16 protein-coding genes are annotated in these 15145 nt (G+C 41.8%); 2 read left to right on the top strand and 14 right to left on the bottom strand.

Annotation, left to right across the window (positions count from 1 at the left end):
* Nucleotides 1-44: 44 nt before the first annotated feature.
* From lptA to AC2FA3_RS03500, 9 genes are all read right to left on the bottom strand, one after another.
* Nucleotides 45-614, bottom strand: coding sequence for a lipopolysaccharide transport periplasmic protein LptA (gene lptA, locus AC2FA3_RS03460; protein WP_490508325.1), 570 nt, complete (start codon nucleotides 612-614; stop codon nucleotides 45-47).
* A gap of 167 nt (nucleotides 615-781) precedes the next feature.
* Nucleotides 782-1366, bottom strand: a complete 585-nt coding sequence (lptC, locus tag AC2FA3_RS03465) for an LPS export ABC transporter periplasmic protein LptC (RefSeq protein WP_201544184.1) — start codon at nucleotides 1364-1366, stop codon at nucleotides 782-784.
* Nucleotides 1363-1929: a KdsC family phosphatase gene (locus tag AC2FA3_RS03470; protein WP_490508326.1), complete on the bottom strand. Its 567-nt coding sequence runs from the start codon at nucleotides 1927-1929 to the stop codon at nucleotides 1363-1365. The genes lptC and AC2FA3_RS03470 overlap by 4 nt, the downstream gene beginning before the upstream one ends.
* Before the next feature lie 97 nt (nucleotides 1930-2026).
* A complete protein-coding gene (locus tag AC2FA3_RS03475; RefSeq protein ID WP_490508327.1) occupies nucleotides 2027-3019 on the bottom strand; it encodes a KpsF/GutQ family sugar-phosphate isomerase in 993 nt (330 codons plus the stop codon).
* Between the two features lie 330 nt (nucleotides 3020-3349).
* Nucleotides 3350-3889, bottom strand: a complete 540-nt coding sequence (gene hfq, locus AC2FA3_RS03480) for an RNA chaperone Hfq (RefSeq protein WP_490508328.1) — start codon at nucleotides 3887-3889, stop codon at nucleotides 3350-3352.
* A 468-nt stretch (nucleotides 3890-4357) separates the two neighbouring features.
* Complete coding sequence (gene miaA, locus AC2FA3_RS03485; RefSeq protein WP_490508329.1) at nucleotides 4358-5548, bottom strand: tRNA (adenosine(37)-N6)-dimethylallyltransferase MiaA; 1191 nt, start codon at nucleotides 5546-5548, stop codon at nucleotides 4358-4360.
* 113 nt (nucleotides 5549-5661) lie between these two features.
* A complete protein-coding gene (gene mutL, locus AC2FA3_RS03490; RefSeq protein WP_490508330.1) occupies nucleotides 5662-7443 on the bottom strand; it encodes a DNA mismatch repair endonuclease MutL in 1782 nt (593 codons plus the stop codon).
* Between the two features lie 51 nt (nucleotides 7444-7494).
* Nucleotides 7495-8019 (bottom strand): tRNA (adenosine(37)-N6)-threonylcarbamoyltransferase complex ATPase subunit type 1 TsaE, encoded by a 525-nt coding sequence (gene tsaE / locus AC2FA3_RS03495; RefSeq protein WP_490508331.1) that lies wholly within the window; start codon nucleotides 8017-8019, stop codon nucleotides 7495-7497.
* A complete protein-coding gene (locus AC2FA3_RS03500) occupies nucleotides 8012-8647 on the bottom strand; it encodes a 6-pyruvoyl trahydropterin synthase family protein (RefSeq protein ID WP_490508332.1) in 636 nt (211 codons plus the stop codon). Before AC2FA3_RS03500 ends, tsaE begins: the two co-directional genes overlap by 8 nt.
* Nucleotides 8648-9025: 378 nt before the next feature.
* Here AC2FA3_RS03500 and AC2FA3_RS03505 point away from each other — a divergent pair, with 378 nt between their 5' ends.
* Nucleotides 9026-9148, top strand: coding sequence for a hypothetical protein (locus tag AC2FA3_RS03505; RefSeq protein ID WP_020443648.1), 123 nt, complete (start codon nucleotides 9026-9028; stop codon nucleotides 9146-9148).
* A 173-nt stretch (nucleotides 9149-9321) separates the two neighbouring features.
* Here the strand turns inward: AC2FA3_RS03505 and AC2FA3_RS03510 are convergent, their stop codons facing one another.
* The 3 genes from AC2FA3_RS03510 to AC2FA3_RS03520 are packed head-to-tail and all read right to left on the bottom strand — an operon-like array spanning nucleotide 9322 to nucleotide 10988.
* Nucleotides 9322-9654 (bottom strand): YnfA family protein, encoded by a 333-nt coding sequence (locus tag AC2FA3_RS03510; RefSeq protein WP_490508333.1) that lies wholly within the window; start codon nucleotides 9652-9654, stop codon nucleotides 9322-9324.
* Between the two features lie 11 nt (nucleotides 9655-9665).
* Nucleotides 9666-10472: a PhzF family phenazine biosynthesis protein gene (locus AC2FA3_RS03515; protein ID WP_490508334.1), complete on the bottom strand. Its 807-nt coding sequence runs from the start codon at nucleotides 10470-10472 to the stop codon at nucleotides 9666-9668.
* A gap of 54 nt (nucleotides 10473-10526) precedes the next feature.
* Nucleotides 10527-10988, bottom strand: a complete 462-nt coding sequence (locus tag AC2FA3_RS03520; protein ID WP_201610563.1) for a methyltransferase family protein — start codon at nucleotides 10986-10988, stop codon at nucleotides 10527-10529.
* A gap of 280 nt (nucleotides 10989-11268) precedes the next feature.
* Here AC2FA3_RS03520 and htpX point away from each other — a divergent pair, with 280 nt between their 5' ends.
* On the top strand, nucleotides 11269-12183 hold the full coding sequence (gene htpX / locus AC2FA3_RS03525) for a protease HtpX (protein ID WP_490508335.1): 915 nt from the start codon (nucleotides 11269-11271) through the stop codon (nucleotides 12181-12183).
* A gap of 280 nt (nucleotides 12184-12463) precedes the next feature.
* Here htpX and AC2FA3_RS03530 read toward each other — a convergent pair whose 3' ends face one another.
* Nucleotides 12464-13243, bottom strand: a complete 780-nt coding sequence (locus AC2FA3_RS03530) for a hypothetical protein (protein WP_490508336.1) — start codon at nucleotides 13241-13243, stop codon at nucleotides 12464-12466.
* A 429-nt stretch (nucleotides 13244-13672) separates the two neighbouring features.
* The gene (locus AC2FA3_RS03535; RefSeq protein ID WP_490508337.1) at nucleotides 13673-14947 is read right to left on the bottom strand and encodes a saccharopine dehydrogenase family protein; all 1275 of its coding nucleotides are present in this window, start codon (nucleotides 14945-14947) and stop codon (nucleotides 13673-13675) included.
* Nucleotides 14948-15145 lie beyond the last annotated feature (198 nt).

Genomic DNA, 15145 nt, shown 5'->3' on the forward strand with positions numbered 1-15145 from the left:
CCATCCAATCAATTATCATTTAATACATTAATCAGTACAATCGTTTAACGTATACTGCTTTGATTGGTACTGTTATTAGGCGGGAAAACCAACTCAACACGTTGATTGCCACCTGCGGTTGCTTCTACATCGCCTGCTTTTAAGCTATAACGAATGACATTACCGGCAAAACTGGCGCCATTTTGTACCAGTTTTGCATTGCCTGTAAGCGTAACAATACCTGTGACCGCATTATAGTCGATTTTATTCGCCTGACCTTTTGCCAAGCCTTTTTCTTGCGTAACGACTTGCTGCATGGTGGCTGGACGACCCGTTGCGACGGCCGAATTGATACTGCGACCCTGTGATAGATTGACCGTAATATTATCAGCGGTCATCTTGAACGTTCCTTGGGTAATCACTACCGTACCCGAATAACTGGTAACTCCTGTGCGTTCGCTATAAGTGGCTTTATCGGCTAATAATTTGATTTCTTGATTGGCATCTGATGGCAAAGCATGGCTGTATAACGGCAAGGCTAACAGCATCACCATCGGCAGCGTGCGCAATCCCTTTGATACTTGGATAGAGCGCGTCGATAGCAAGCGTAAAGTAGGCAAAAAAGTGGATTTCATAAAAGTTACTCGTATCATTATAGGTAGTAGAGTTTGCAAACTTCCTGCTAGGTGCTGCTGTTAATAAGCATGTAATATCAATGTAAGGTCTAAAATAATTGGGCAATGTGGACAATATTAAAGCTACATCTGACATTAATTTGAAACTTAAGTTATTACTAAAGATTTTAAAATAGGGCTTTGTCTTGGCGTTTCGCAGGCGTAAAAGCAACGGCAACCTTGCCAAATTCATAGTCACCAGTTTCAAGATTGGCTTTCATGCTTGATGCCTCAAAGCGATTCATCCCTTGCTCAACTTTTACTGGCTCATCACTATAAACTTGACCTGACTTGGTATTACCTTTTAGTGTGGCACCGGTCACTTTGATAGGTTCAACATCAGACGTACCTGCCTTACCTTCACTGACTAAGGAAAAACCACCTGATAAGCTCATGTCGCCCGTCTGCTGACTGATCGCGGCACTACCCGCTTCAATGCGATAGCGCTGCTCATCTGAAGGCTCCCAATTCATCGTAATGCCTTTCATCTCATCCTTATTGGTCACAGGATTATGAGTCAAGGATTCAGCACTAAGTTCGTACTCTGTTTTTCCCTCATCGTTGGTCTGCACCGCTTTAATGTCGGTTGCTTCATAATCAACATCACTCGCTCCAATACTGACCGGTGGCGTAATCTCTCCTTGCTGCTTAAAAAACCAGCCAGCAATCACAGCGAGGATCAACGCAAGAACGATTAAAACACGAGTATTCACGACAAATCATCCTGAGTTCTGGCTTCATCAAGCGTATAAGAGGCAATAAAATCTTGATAGTGTCCATGACCCTTTAAAATAAGATCACATACTTCACGTACAGCGCCCGTACCACCTGCGCGCGTGGTCACCATATGGCTGCGCTTTATAACTTCTGCATGTGCGTTTGGAACAGTTGCGGCAAAACCAACGGTTTGCATGGCTTTGATATCGGGTAAATCATCGCCCATATACGCACAATCGGCAGCGGTAATATTGAGATTAGGATCAAGCGTAGCTAATAGCTCATTTAGAGCAATTAGCTTGTCATCACGACCTTGGACAATATGATTGACACCCATCTCAGCAGCACGCTTGTCTACCATAGGGCTGCTACGACCGGTAATAATAGCGGTCAAAATACCATAACGTGCCAACGATTTAACGCCCACGCCATCTTGTACTGAAAAGGCCTTGGTCTCAATACCATTGGCATCATAAATAATCTGACCATTTGATAAAATACCATCAACATCCATGACCAATAACTTTACCTGTCCGGCTTTTTTAATTAAGTCTTGCATCAGTGCTCTCTTATTAAAGGCTTTTTTAATATGGTAGTTATTAATATAGTACTTATTAATACAATAATTATTCATTCAATAATTGTTAATGCACTACTTACTTTACACCGGCTTGTAATAAATCATGCACCGTGATGACGGCTTCCAAGCGCTCCGACTCATCGATGATTAGCAGCTGGCTAATCCCATTTTCATTCATCACACTCAGGGCATCGGAAGCGCGCATACTTTTACTGACGCGACGTGGATTGCTCACCATCAGCTCGCGCATAGGTGTTTGCAAATCAATGCCTTTTTCTAAGCCGCGGCGCAAATCACCGTCGGTAAATACACCGACCACTTTTTGCTGGTCATCAGTAACCACTGTCATACCTAGACGCCCAGCTGACATAGTAAATAACGCGTCTTGTAGCGGCGCTTGTTGATTAATAAGGGGTAGGTTTTCTGAATTGGTATGCATCAAATCTTCAACACGCGTCAGCAATTGTCTTCCTAGCGCGCCAGCAGGATGTGATAACGCAAAGTCTTCTGATGTGAAGTTGCGAGCATGAACCAAGGCTACTGCCAACGCATCGCCTAATGCTAAAGTCGCCGTGGTACTAGAAGTCGGAGCAAGATTAAGTGGGCAAGCCTCTTGTGATTTACCAAGCGTCAAAACGATGTCCGCCGCTCGTGGTAGCATACCGCGTTTGTCTCGGCTGATACTAATCAGCGGAATATTCAAGCGTTTGACTACGGGCAGCAGCATTCTAATCTCATCTGACTCACCGGAGTTTGAAATGGCAAGTAACACGTCGCCCTGTACCAACATTCCTAAGTCACCATGCCCTGCTTCACCGGGATGCATAAAAAATGCTGGCGTTCCCGTAGAAGCAAAGGTTGCCGCTATTTTGCGCCCAATGAGTCCTGACTTCCCCATTCCCGTCACCACGACACGTCCTTTACAGGCTAAGATAATATCGCAGGCTTGAGCAAACCTATCATCGATTTGCTCAGTTAACAATTCTAGTGCCGCCATCTCAGTATGAATCGCTTCGATAGCAGTACTAATAAATTTTTCATGAGTGACATTGCGTTGTGGGTTATTCATACAGCAGCTCGATATTCAGTGACTTTACATTCAACAACTTTAAATTTATCAACTTGAAACTCTAAATCCATCAGCCTAAACGGGCAATGAATCAATGGAATATTTTACTATACTATTTACGATATTGATAACGCTCTATATCAGTGATGCTTTATGTTAATAGTATAATTATAAACCATCATGAAGTGGCAAAATTTTAGCACTCACTTTATCATTGCTAGAGGCAATTATACGTCTATTTATACAAAAAAAACCCACTATAATATAGTAGGTCTTAATCAGATATAAAACATTTTAATAACATACTTCTAATCGATCATATATAGCTATTTATTGATTGCTATCATCAGAGTCATCGTTTGGCTTATTCTCAAAACCCGAATTATCTGACTGATTCTCAAAACCACGATCCTGACCAAAACCACCACGCTCAAAACTGCGCTCCTGACCTTGAGTAAAGCTGCCGCGCTCGAAACCACGCTCTTGACCTTGACTAAAACCGCCACGATTAAAACCACTACGATTGGCAAAACCGCGCTCTTCAAAACCACCGGTACTCGCAAGATTACTACCGCGCTCAAAGCCACTACTCATACCACCACCTTGATAACCAACGGGTGCAGCACTTGGCGTCGCTGTACTGGTACCAGTTGCTGTGCTACTTCTAGGATTGCGCGCTGGCACTACTGTTGAGATGGCATGTTTATAAACCATTTGGCTAACGGTATTTTTTAGCAACACCACATACTGGTCAAATGACTCGATTTGACCTTGTAGCTTAATACCATTGACTAGAAAAATAGAAACAGGGATGCGATCTTTGCGCAGCGAATTCAAGAACGGATCTTGTAAAGTTTGTCCTTTTGACATGAAATCTCTCCTAAATATTATATAATTATTTTTAGTGCCATTTATTCTTGGTGTCGCTTTAATTATAATGGCTATGGGCAGATACAATAATAAGTTTTATTTATAAAACGTATCTGAATAAGCACTAATTCTTGTTAAGTAATTCCACTTTATCGTGAATACGTTATTATTGTAAATAATTAAGTAACTACTTGTTTTTCAATTTATTTTGCAAGCTAATTCATCAACAAAAGTTAATTATTAAGCATTAAAAAAAACAGTTGTATAAATATAATTCACACTAATTTACTATGGTTTAAATTATAACAGTTATCTGTTACGTATATTGAAATTAATTGTGAATATTTTCTTATCCACTATACAGCTTTATAATCAAGTTATATTGCTAATATTTTGTAAAATAAGAATTTTCAGCCGTTTATAGCAACAACTTATAAGTCTTTTATATCACGAGCTATTTAGAGAAGGTTAATATAAATAATCTCGTGCCTGCTCCATCGTGCTAAATGAGCGTAATACCATATTATCAGGGGCAGAATGATTCATATAAATAGATGAGGACGTTATGCTTGATGCAACTGTGACAGAATCTGAGAGCTGCACCACTTTGCGCAGCCACGTGTATTGACGCTTTGCTAACTGCCTTGTCGCATATAATGCCTTATTTTGCATTTGCTGACAAGCAAGCGCCTCCGTTTGGTTAGTGTGCTCAGTTAATTGAATGGTTAGCTGAGCAGCACGCTCGGGGTTTATCTGCCCACTTATCGAAGCATCTATTTCACCAAAAGCATCATAAAATTGCGCTTTATCCAGATGCGCTTGTTCAAATATCGGATGTTTGATATGGACCAGGTATTCTAATACTTGTCGATAACCGACGCAGCGCATGGATGGTAAATTGGGCGTCAGTGGGTACTGCTCAAGCAATTCAATCACTTCCGCCACCAACCCGTCATGCCACATAATATCCAAACGTTGCTCGATACGCTTATGCAACCACGGGCGATCAGGCATTACCGCCAGCGCATGCCATTGCTGATTGGGATTATGAGCCAAGGCTTGCTTGGGCTTTTTCTGCCAGTCACTGATGGGTATATTGGTTTGCAGATACACTTCAACTGCCCGAGTGATACGCTGAGTATCAGTGCCGTTCAGTCGCTCATGGCTAATCGAATCTATCTTACCGAGATAGTCATAGAGCGCACCAATACCTTCCTCTTGCCGCCACCGCTCCACGCGCGCGCGAACGCTATCATCACTATCCGGTACGGGAGATAGCCCATCAAGTAGCGCCATGTAATACATCATAGTGCCGCCAACAAGCAAGGGTATTTTGCCTTTCTCATGACAGCTATCAATTAAACGAGCAACATCTTGCACAAATTCAGCGACGCTATAGCTTTGCATCGGGTCAATGATATCAACCAAATGGTGCGGATAGCGCGCCAACTCTGCAGCTGTTGGTTTCGCCGTACCGATATTCATATCACGATATATCAATGCTGAATCGACCGAAATTAGCTCATAACTTCCAGTATCGTATAGCTCATACGCTAGTGCCGTCTTGCCACTCGCAGTCGGTGCCATCAAACACACCACGCTATTATCCGTTAGCTTGGAATTTAGGCGATAAGATGAGCTATCAGACGAAAGTTGCATAGGATTGCCTTTATGTATTATATGATTAGCACTAAGTAAATTTGCGCCATGTCACTGATAAAGCTTGCTTATTATATTTCTTAAATACTCTCTTAATATAGTCATCAAGAGATTCACTCAGGAGCAGATGACAGCATTAATGTAACCAATCGATGACTATCGATAGACTTGATCGCGTGTTTAACAAGTAAGGCTTCGATATCTGCTATAAAAATCATTAAGTCTTGCGGTGACATTTGCATGCTGACGCTAGCAAGTTGCTGATTAATAGCAGCCGCACTGTGCAATATCTTATCTTTTTTAAATACTACATCGCCAAATACACGTGACTCAAACAATAAACCCATCTTTGACTGCCAAACTTCAGTACTAATCAGCACATATTGGCTATGGTAATAAAATAATAACCACGGCAGCGCTTTATCTTCGATATATGTCGTGCTAGCAGATTCGATTAACACCTTATTTAAATTGTTAATCACATATAGACAGTAAGGCAGAGATGTCGAATTTATTGCTACATCGTTAGAGATGTTATTAGTATTTTGACTGATATTTTCAGAACTAACCGATGTATTTACGGTTTGAGAAGTATGGGTATTTTCTGAAAACTGATATGGCTGTTTGGGCGCTTGCACTTGCTGGCTTTTCGTTGAATAAATAGCCGATGACGTCTGTTGCCTTCCAACAGCGAAGGCGTTATTGATAGATAGGCTATTATCTAATAATCTAGTATCATCATGAGCGGAATTAATGGTCTGTTTATATTTAGTAGCGACCGCTTTAAGCTTTAATTGAATCGCATGACTGAGATGCGCCATGATGTTATTTAGCGGACTGATTTTAATGCGTTGTTTAGACGGATGGACATTGATATTGAGCCACTCAGTTGGCAGATCAAAATAAAGCGCGTAGCCAATACCAGTTAGTTGAGCATTTTGGGCAAGTTGGCGTAGCTGATTGCCAATCAATGCTTCTTTTACCAGTCGTCCATTCACATAAATCAACTTTGGAAAAGCACTTTGAGAATCATTGCTAAGCCATAACCAACCGTTAATGCTCGCCTGACCACCAAAGTTATTATTCACATAGTCTTTATGCAATTGCATCAAACTGGTAAGGTCGATGGATATTTCTAAGGCGTTGTCCGTTAATGGTAACCCAGTCGCTTGCTCAAGACGTGATAAAGGCAGACGATGAGCATTATTGTTGCTGTTATTGGTGTTACCGTTATCATTTGCAGACATTGCTGTTGAAGAGCTTGCACTCGAAGACAGTGACAATCGCTTCTTATTATCATGAAACAGCGTCAGTGCTACATCTGCGCGCGCCAAAGCCACTTCGCGGACAATCGTTTCGATATGACCGAACTCGGTCGCAATAGATTTTAAGTTGCCGCGGCGTGCTGGCACATTAAAGTATAAATCCTTGACGATAATGGTCGTGCCACGGTGATGCACGACTGGCAGCAGTTTTGGCACATCGTCCAATACACCGGCGACTTGCAATTGACGACCAACACCACTGTCATCATGACTACTGCTTAAGGTCAAACGAGAAACCGCCGCCGTCGCTGCCAACGCTTCACCGCGAAAGCCCAATGTCGTAATACCATGTAGGTTAGCCACATCAGCGACTTTACTGGTCGCATGGCGAGTAATTGCCATGACCATATCATCAGGATGAATACCCGTGCCGTTATCCACTACTTCAATCATACCCATGCCACCTTGGGTAATACGTATCTCAATATTGGTCGCACCAGCGTCTATCGCGTTTTCAAGCAGCTCTTTAACCACAGCGGCTGGGCGTGTCACCACCTCGCCTGCTGCCAATTGATTGATGAGCAGCGGCGATAGTTTTTTGATGCGGCTATTGGAGGGATTATCTGGCATTAATGAGTGACATACTTTTATAAAACCTCAGAGGCAGTAGTGCGGTTTAACCTAAACTTCAAGAGAAGATAAATCTAAGCCCTGCGCTTGACCAGCCTTCGATAGTCGCAGCTCAACCTGACGCGCTTCTTTATCATTATCATCGCGATCAGCTTGCGTCATATCAATAAACAAAGTCGGCGGTGGTAAATAGCTGTCCGCACGACTGGCCCATTCAATAATAACCAAGGCATTTGGCTCATCAAAATATTCATCGAAACCGATAAAAGACAGCTCTTCTGGGTCTTGCAGACGATATAAATCAGCATGATAAACTGGCTTAATTGACCCGTTGACTTGCTGAATGCTATAAGGCTCGACCAAGGTATAAGTCGGGCTTTTGACCGCACCTGTATGTCCGAGCGCCTGCAACCAATAGCGCGTCAGTGTCGTTTTACCAGCGCCTAAATCACCTGCTAACCAAACGCTACCCGACAAGGGTAACGCCGCCAATTGCACCGCCAAGCGCTGAGTATCTTCTTCAGAATGCAGCGTCAAGGTTTTCACATTTTTGTCTTCTTTTATACTATTAGGCATCAGGCTTACCCTCCTTTACTTGCATCTGTACTTGCGTTTGTACTTGCATAGTCACGGATGGATTGATAAAGCTTTCACCAGCAATCAGTTTGGCATATAGCTCAGGGTCATGCCATTCTGCCTTCACTTGCTCGCTAAACTCAAACTCTTCTAGATGAAGCTTACCCATTTGTTCATTGGCTACATCTTCCGCAAAGCACTGTGCGTAACCGGTTGCAGTCTCATGAGCAATCACCGAATAAACGCTGACATCAGATTCACCATTTTGCATTTGGGTTTGTTTTAGAATTTCTTGCGCCCAAAAGAAGATAACGCGTGAGAACTGCTCTGCTGACGGCGATACCGGCAAACTTATCCAGCGCGCACTGAATTTTTTACAGGCAGCGATATACTCTGAATCGTCTTTATTCCAAAAACAAATCGCATGATCAAAGCTGTCGATAATGTCCTTAATAGACGATTTTAATAGACCGAAATCATAAACCATTTGCCCATGGTCTAAGCGCTTAGCCTCAAGAATCAATTCAATCTGATAGCTATGACCGTGGATAGAATGTTTGCAGCGCTCAGAGCTACAATTACGCACGATATGCGCATTTTCAAATTTGAACAGTTTACGAATACGCATAGTAATTAACCAGAACAGTAAGCTTCATTGTACTAAACATGAATATTATAAAGGTTTGCCGCGACGACGCATCGGCTTGCGGCTCATTATAGCAAATCATCATGACTCCGTAAGTAAGCACTTACTAATAGCCATATTGACTAAATGAATCTATTACGTCTATCATGCATTTATTAAAAACCATTTTAAAAAGCAGTATCAAAAAAAGGTTCCGTTAAATACAATCGTAGGTGAATTGTGCTCACGCTATCTATTACGACGCCTTAAGTCTATACTGATTGTAGTACGCACAATTTGCGTCATCGGTATTACCCTAACCTTTAAGCTTGTTTATTTTGGCTTTAAAGGTATTACGGCTTATCTCAAGAGGAAAACACCATGAGTAAAGGTCAAGATAGTAAGAAGAATGTGAAGAAGAAACCGCTATTAACGGCAAAAGAGAAAAAAGCCGCTAAACAATCTAAAAAAGATGACAACGGCAGTATCTTAGGTAAACATTAATATTTAGTACATCACTAGGCTAATTGAAGCTATATCAGTCTAAAATATACTATACAAAGCTATGCCTATCGAACCTAATGGTTTGATAGGCATTTTTTATGCAAAGCACTTTTTTTATAGTAGCGACTGCTTTTATGCTAGGAACTGCTTTCATCCTAGCTACTGATATGATGCTAAGTACTACGCGGTGCAAACATAATAATTGCCATGCCTAATAGCGCGACGATAGAACCAAATATATCCCACGTGGTTGGTCTAATACCATTCACCGTCCATAGCCATAAAATCGCCATCGAAATATAAACACCGCCGTAAGCAGCATAAACTCGACCAGCTGCGGTTGGATGTAAAGACAATAGCCAGACGAAAGCGACCAAGCTTAGTGCACCAGGAACAAGCAGCCAAATCGACTTACCCTCTCGCAACCATAAATAAGGCAAATAACAACCTGCAATTTCTGCTAATGCGGTCAGCGCAAACAGTCCAACGGTTTTTAATTCAGTCAAACCAACCACTCCTAAACAGTGATAAATCCTGTCATATACTGCACGGCATTACCAGAAATCAGCACCCTATCACCTGCAACGACGCAGTCTAAAACCCCGCTGCGACGTGATGCTTGATAAGCGACCAAGTTATTTTTCCCCAAGCGCTCCGCCCATAATGGTGCTAAAGCAGTATGAGCTGAACCTGTCACTGGGTCTTCATCGCCACCATTAGCAGGCCAAAAATAACGTGAGATAAAATCGTAATCTTTGTAGTCAGCAGACTTAGCCTGACAGGTGACCACTACATCTAATGGCGCAAGCTGTTTTAGTCGCTCGTTATCGCGCTCTACGTTTAGGACATCTGCTTCAGCATTATAAATCACAAAATATGCTTGGGTGTTTTTATAAACTTCGACTGGTGCAATAGACAATCCTGCCAGCAAACTCTCGGGAATATCTTTGACCTTTTCAGGCTTAGTATTAGGGAAATCCATTTGTATTTTGTCATCGTCTGTTTGCACGATGGTTAAAACGCCAACGGCTTTGGCTGAAAATTTAATGGTTTCCATACCAGGATTTTTGTTAAATAACACAAAGGCTGACGCCAAGGTTGCATGACCGCAAAATGCAATCTCAGTAAAGGGAGAAAACCAGCGGATATGATAAATGCTGTCATCTTCAAGAACAATAAAACCTGTCTCCGATAAATTATTCTCAAAAGCAATAGACTGCATTAAATCATCATTTAACCAATCATCTGTAATGATAACCGCCGCTGAATTGCCTTTAAAAACGGTGTCCGTAAAAGCGTCAATGACATTCATCTCTAGTTGCATAGCATTCTCTTATTTTTATTAAAATCAGTTTTGGCTACTCTTTATGTCCAACGTTTACACCCAACGTCTGACCTTTGCCTTATAAGTCTGATAAGCCTTGCCAAATTTCTGTGCCAACATCCGCTCTTCTGGTTGGATTTGAAAACGGGTCATATAAAGTATAAAAAGGGGCAACAACACAAAGGCAAGAAAGTGTGACAGATATAATGCCCAGCTGAATAATATAAGCACCAAGCCCACATACATGGGATTGCGGCTATATTGATACACGCCGCTGGTCACCAAACTTGAAACCTCTTCAAGCGCTTGAGGGTTGGGCGTGGTCTGCGCTTTTCTAAATTGAGTGACTCCTAGAATACCGCTACCTAGTCCTATGACACCCAAACCCACTGCCAATGCAGTTGAGCCACCAAGCGAGAACTTCAAAGCGGGAGCAATTTTAGAGATGCCAACCATAGCAGCTGCCGTAACGATAACTTGTGCTACTGGCGGTACTTTCAGCTCTAGAGAATTCATAATGAAACCTTATATAGGATTAAATGATATATGAACGGTTAATTACTTATCATAGTACTGATTATTTTTTTAACTTTCTGTCTTTTAATTTTTATCCGTTAAACACTTTACGCCGCTATTGTCCTTACTTTACAAGTTTTAAGTGACTATTCATATTAGAATGAGCGCTTTTATTGTCCCTAGAGGGTTATAATTATCATTTGTTTAATTTTCACCCTTTGCTCTAGTAAAGGTGTTATTTCTAAGACTGTAGTTTAATTTGAATGAGGAAATTAGCGTCATGATTCGTATCGGATTGTTTTTATTAACCAACTTAGCGGTGATTGTGGTCTTTAGCATCGTATTTGGTATTTTATCCAGATTTTTTGGGATTGGTGGCGTACATGGCGCGGGCGGGCTAAATTACACCAGTCTTGCCATTATGTGCGGTATATACGGTATGGTTGGTTCGATGGTCTCACTATTTATCTCAAAATGGATGGCGAAAAGATCAACGGGAACGGTGGTCATCGAAACGCCAAGCACCGCTACGGAAAAATGGTTGGTTGATACCGTCGCCAAACAGGCGCGAGCGGTGAATATTGGAATGCCAGAAGTGGGGATTTTTAATAACTCACAGCCGAACGCGTTTGCAACGGGCTGGAACAAAAATAAAGCATTGGTTGCGGTCTCATCTGGACTACTACAAAGTATGACGCCTGATGAAATAGAAGCGGTGCTCGCGCATGAGATTGGTCATGTGGCCAATGGCGATATGGTCACACTGGCGCTCATTCAAGGGGTGGTGAATGCCTTTGTGATGTTCTTTGCGCGTATTATCGGTAGCTTCGTCGACCGCACTGTGTTTAAAAATACCAGCGATGGCCCTGGTATTGGTTACTTTGTCACCAGTGTCGTGATGGATATTTTGCTTGGGTTTTTGGCGTCTGCCATCGTCATGTGGTTCTCACGGCTACGTGAATTCCGTGCTGATGAGATGGGTGCAAAGCTTGCCAGCCGTGACAAAATGATAAGTGCGCTTGATGCCTTGCGTCCTTCTGAGCAGCGTCCAGACCAGATGCCTGAGAGCATGAAAGCGTTTGCTATCTCGTCAGGACAATCTACTGGCTTTAGTATTGCAAACATCTTCCGCTCACATCCAACGCTTGATGATCGTATTGCGGCGTTGAGGAAGTATAATCCTAGTGAAGCGTGATTGGTTTAACGTCGAGTCTGCTACTTGTTATCGATTTCAGTGTTAAAACTTAATGGTAAATATTTTATATAAAGAGTAGTGGGTGCTGGGATATTGGCTCTTTTGAACCTAAGGTGTGTCCTAATTTTAAAAATAGTGATAAAAATGAGATAAATTGCAGCCAAACTAGGAAAGTAGCGTCGTTAATATCACGATATTACCCAGCTGTTTGACGAAGTTTGGCAAAATTTAGCCATTTTTAGCCCATTTAGATGTCCATCGATTGAATTGAGGACAGGCCCTAACTTTCACACTGTACTTTTTTAAACTCCCACTCCATTGAGCCGACCTTTTTGGCAACTAAAATATCACTACCTGATAAAAACAAAACACCTTTAATATCTTCAAAATCATCGCCTGTACAAGTGTAATGGCTATAGAAATCTATTTTCAACGCAAAGGCTTGAATCAGTACATCGCTATATTTTGAGATATTGCCAACAGCGACGAGACTCATACCCATGATAAATACAAAAGCGATGCCTGTAAGCAGTTTTTTACCCAAAGGCTGACGGTTAGTTGTTGCTGGTTTATCTGTTTTTTTGAAATAAAAATATAAGCCAATAGCTATCAGGTAACTGCTGAGTAATGCCATGATGGCGTATTTAAAGAAAATAATAGCCGTCAATACACTAGTAGTAAGCGCTAAGTTACTGGGGTCAACTAAAAATATGCGATTCACTTCCCCAATTGCCCAAAGATAAGCACGCGCACTGATTAAGGCGACCAGTAAATAAAGGACAACCTGACCCCAGATGCTAGACTTTAGGTAGAGATAAACGATATTTTTAATCGATATCATAATGAGCATGATAAATAAAACAGCAGCGATTGACAGGGTAAGACCATAAGACACATAAAACGGCAAATGTAGCGCAAAACTTAATACTAAGGCACTACTAAGAATAACAAGTATGATGGCAAACTTAGCAAAAAGCTGTGTGGTTTGAATCAGCCACTCTCTAACAGCATCGACAGTAATCTTTGGCGTTTCTACAGGTTTTTGCTCATCAATATTCATGGATACGGTCTTCCTTTACATAGAGTACAATCAGAGCTAAGGTAATAGCTTGGGCGCGATGTGTTTGGGCAAATAAATGACCGTTATTTTCTCAGCCCAATCTTGCTCAGTGAGATGCAGCCAACCCGCTAAAACCATCGAAGACTTTTGATAAATTTTTTAAAAGCGTTCACAAACCCAATCGCCGTATCGTCGCAAGATACGATAATGATATTAGATGGCGCTTGCTAAAGTTATCAGGTTAATCAGCTAAAAACTCTTTAAAATTATGATTTTTAAGAAAATTACTGTCTAGCGCGACAATTTTCCTTATACCATTCATAGCCATTATTTTTATGATAGAAGTAGCCACACAAAAAAGCATCCTATCAAGCCATGGCTCAATAGGATGCTTTTTATTTAACAGACAATAAAAGCTAACGCAAGAATTTAAATATCAAACTCAAGCGCTCTATCGCCGTTGCTATCTTTGATACGTGTTGGCAAACCAATCTCATTTAGCAAGTTGATAAATGGTTTGGCATCAAGCTCTTCAACGTTAACCATCTTGCCAGCATCCCACTCACCAGTTGCGACCAGCATGGCAGCAGCGACGGGTGGTACGCCTGCGGTATAAGAGATACCTTGGCTACCAACTTCGTTATAAGCATCTTTATGATCTGAGATATTGTAGATAAATACCTCGGTATCAACGCCGTTAATTTTGCCTTTAACTTTGTCACCGATACAGGTCTTACCCGTATAATTTGCCGCAAGCGAGCTTGGATCTGGTAGAACTGCTTTCACCACTTTTAGCGGAATCACTTCTTGTCCTTCAGCAGTCATCACTGGCTGCTCGGACAATAGACCTAGGTTTTGTAGCACAGTGAAGACATTAATATAATGCTCACCAAAGCCCATCCAAAAACGAATGTTTGGCACATCTAAATTGGCTGATAAGGAATGAATCTCGTCATGACCACTTAAATAGCTATTTTGCACGCCAACAACAGGTAGATCGTCAGTACGCTTCACTTCAAACATCTTGTTCGATTGCCACTTGCTGTCCTGCCAAGAGTAGACCGTACCGGTGAATTCACGGAAGTTAATCTCAGGATCGAAGTTGGTGGCGAAATATTTACCATGGCTGCCAGCATTGATATCAATAATATCGATATCAGTCACCGAGCCTGCATCCATCATGTCATAGCCAAGACGCGCATAGGCGTTGACCATACCAGGATCAAATCCTGCACCCAAAATTGCCGTGACATTATTGTCCGCACAGCGCTGTTTACGCTTCCATTCATAATTGTCATACCATGGCGGCGTTTCACAAATCTTGCGAGGATCTTCATGAATGGCGGTATCAATGTAGGCAACGCCTGTCTCAATACAGGCTTCTAACACGGTCATATTCACAAATGCCGAACCGACATTAATCACGATTTGAATACCCGTGTCTTGGATCAGCTGTATCAGCGCTTGGGTATCCAACGCATCAACTTGATGCGTATGTAATACCGCAGGCTGCTTAAAGCTATTTTTTTCTATGACGCTTTGGGCAATGGCATCGCATTTATCTTGAGTACGGGAGGCAATATGAATCTCGCCAAGTACGTCGTTATGCATCGCACATTTATGCGCGACCACTTGGGCGACACCGCCTGCACCAATGATAAGTACATCTTTTTTACTTGGTTTAGCTTGTTGGTTTGTGTTCAAAGAACAATCCTCCTTTGTGTCCCTGTCGATACCATTGATATTGGCTATGCAAAACAGAAACGAGTGAATGATATGCGTGAATTAAAAAGGAAGACCGAGGAAAACCCACGCACCCGTTAGACAAATCCTACTGCGTTTGCCAATGGCAATTATAACAATTTTTACTTACTTTTCGGCAAAAATTACAACATAACTTAG

This window comes from Janibacter sp. CoH_79_TC_3 (assembly GCF_058197955.1).

What these genes read in the sequence shown, in the direction of transcription:
- AC2FA3_RS03505 (WP_020443648.1), top strand. Translation starts at nt 9,026, where the DNA reads ATGAGTAAAGGTCAAGATAGTAAGAAGAATGTGAAGAAGAAACCGCTA.
- lptA (WP_490508325.1), bottom strand. Translation starts at nt 614, where the DNA reads ATGAAATCCACTTTTTTGCCTACTTTACGCTTGCTATCGACGCGCTCT.
- AC2FA3_RS03530 (WP_490508336.1), bottom strand. Translation starts at nt 13,243, where the DNA reads ATGAATATTGATGAGCAAAAACCTGTAGAAACGCCAAAGATTACTGTC.
- AC2FA3_RS03515 (WP_490508334.1), bottom strand. Translation starts at nt 10,472, where the DNA reads ATGCAACTAGAGATGAATGTCATTGACGCTTTTACGGACACCGTTTTT.
- AC2FA3_RS03500 (WP_490508332.1), bottom strand. Translation starts at nt 8,647, where the DNA reads ATGCGTATTCGTAAACTGTTCAAATTTGAAAATGCGCATATCGTGCGT.
- hfq (WP_490508328.1), bottom strand. Translation starts at nt 3,889, where the DNA reads ATGTCAAAAGGACAAACTTTACAAGATCCGTTCTTGAATTCGCTGCGC.
- tsaE (WP_490508331.1), bottom strand. Translation starts at nt 8,019, where the DNA reads ATGCCTAATAGTATAAAAGAAGACAAAAATGTGAAAACCTTGACGCTG.
- miaA (WP_490508329.1), bottom strand. Translation starts at nt 5,548, where the DNA reads ATGCAACTTTCGTCTGATAGCTCATCTTATCGCCTAAATTCCAAGCTA.
- AC2FA3_RS03475 (WP_490508327.1), bottom strand. Translation starts at nt 3,019, where the DNA reads ATGAATAACCCACAACGCAATGTCACTCATGAAAAATTTATTAGTACT.
- AC2FA3_RS03520 (WP_201610563.1), bottom strand. Translation starts at nt 10,988, where the DNA reads ATGAATTCTCTAGAGCTGAAAGTACCGCCAGTAGCACAAGTTATCGTT.
- htpX (WP_490508335.1), top strand. Translation starts at nt 11,269, where the DNA reads ATGATTCGTATCGGATTGTTTTTATTAACCAACTTAGCGGTGATTGTG.
- AC2FA3_RS03470 (WP_490508326.1), bottom strand. Translation starts at nt 1,929, where the DNA reads ATGCAAGACTTAATTAAAAAAGCCGGACAGGTAAAGTTATTGGTCATG.
- mutL (WP_490508330.1), bottom strand. Translation starts at nt 7,443, where the DNA reads ATGCCAGATAATCCCTCCAATAGCCGCATCAAAAAACTATCGCCGCTG.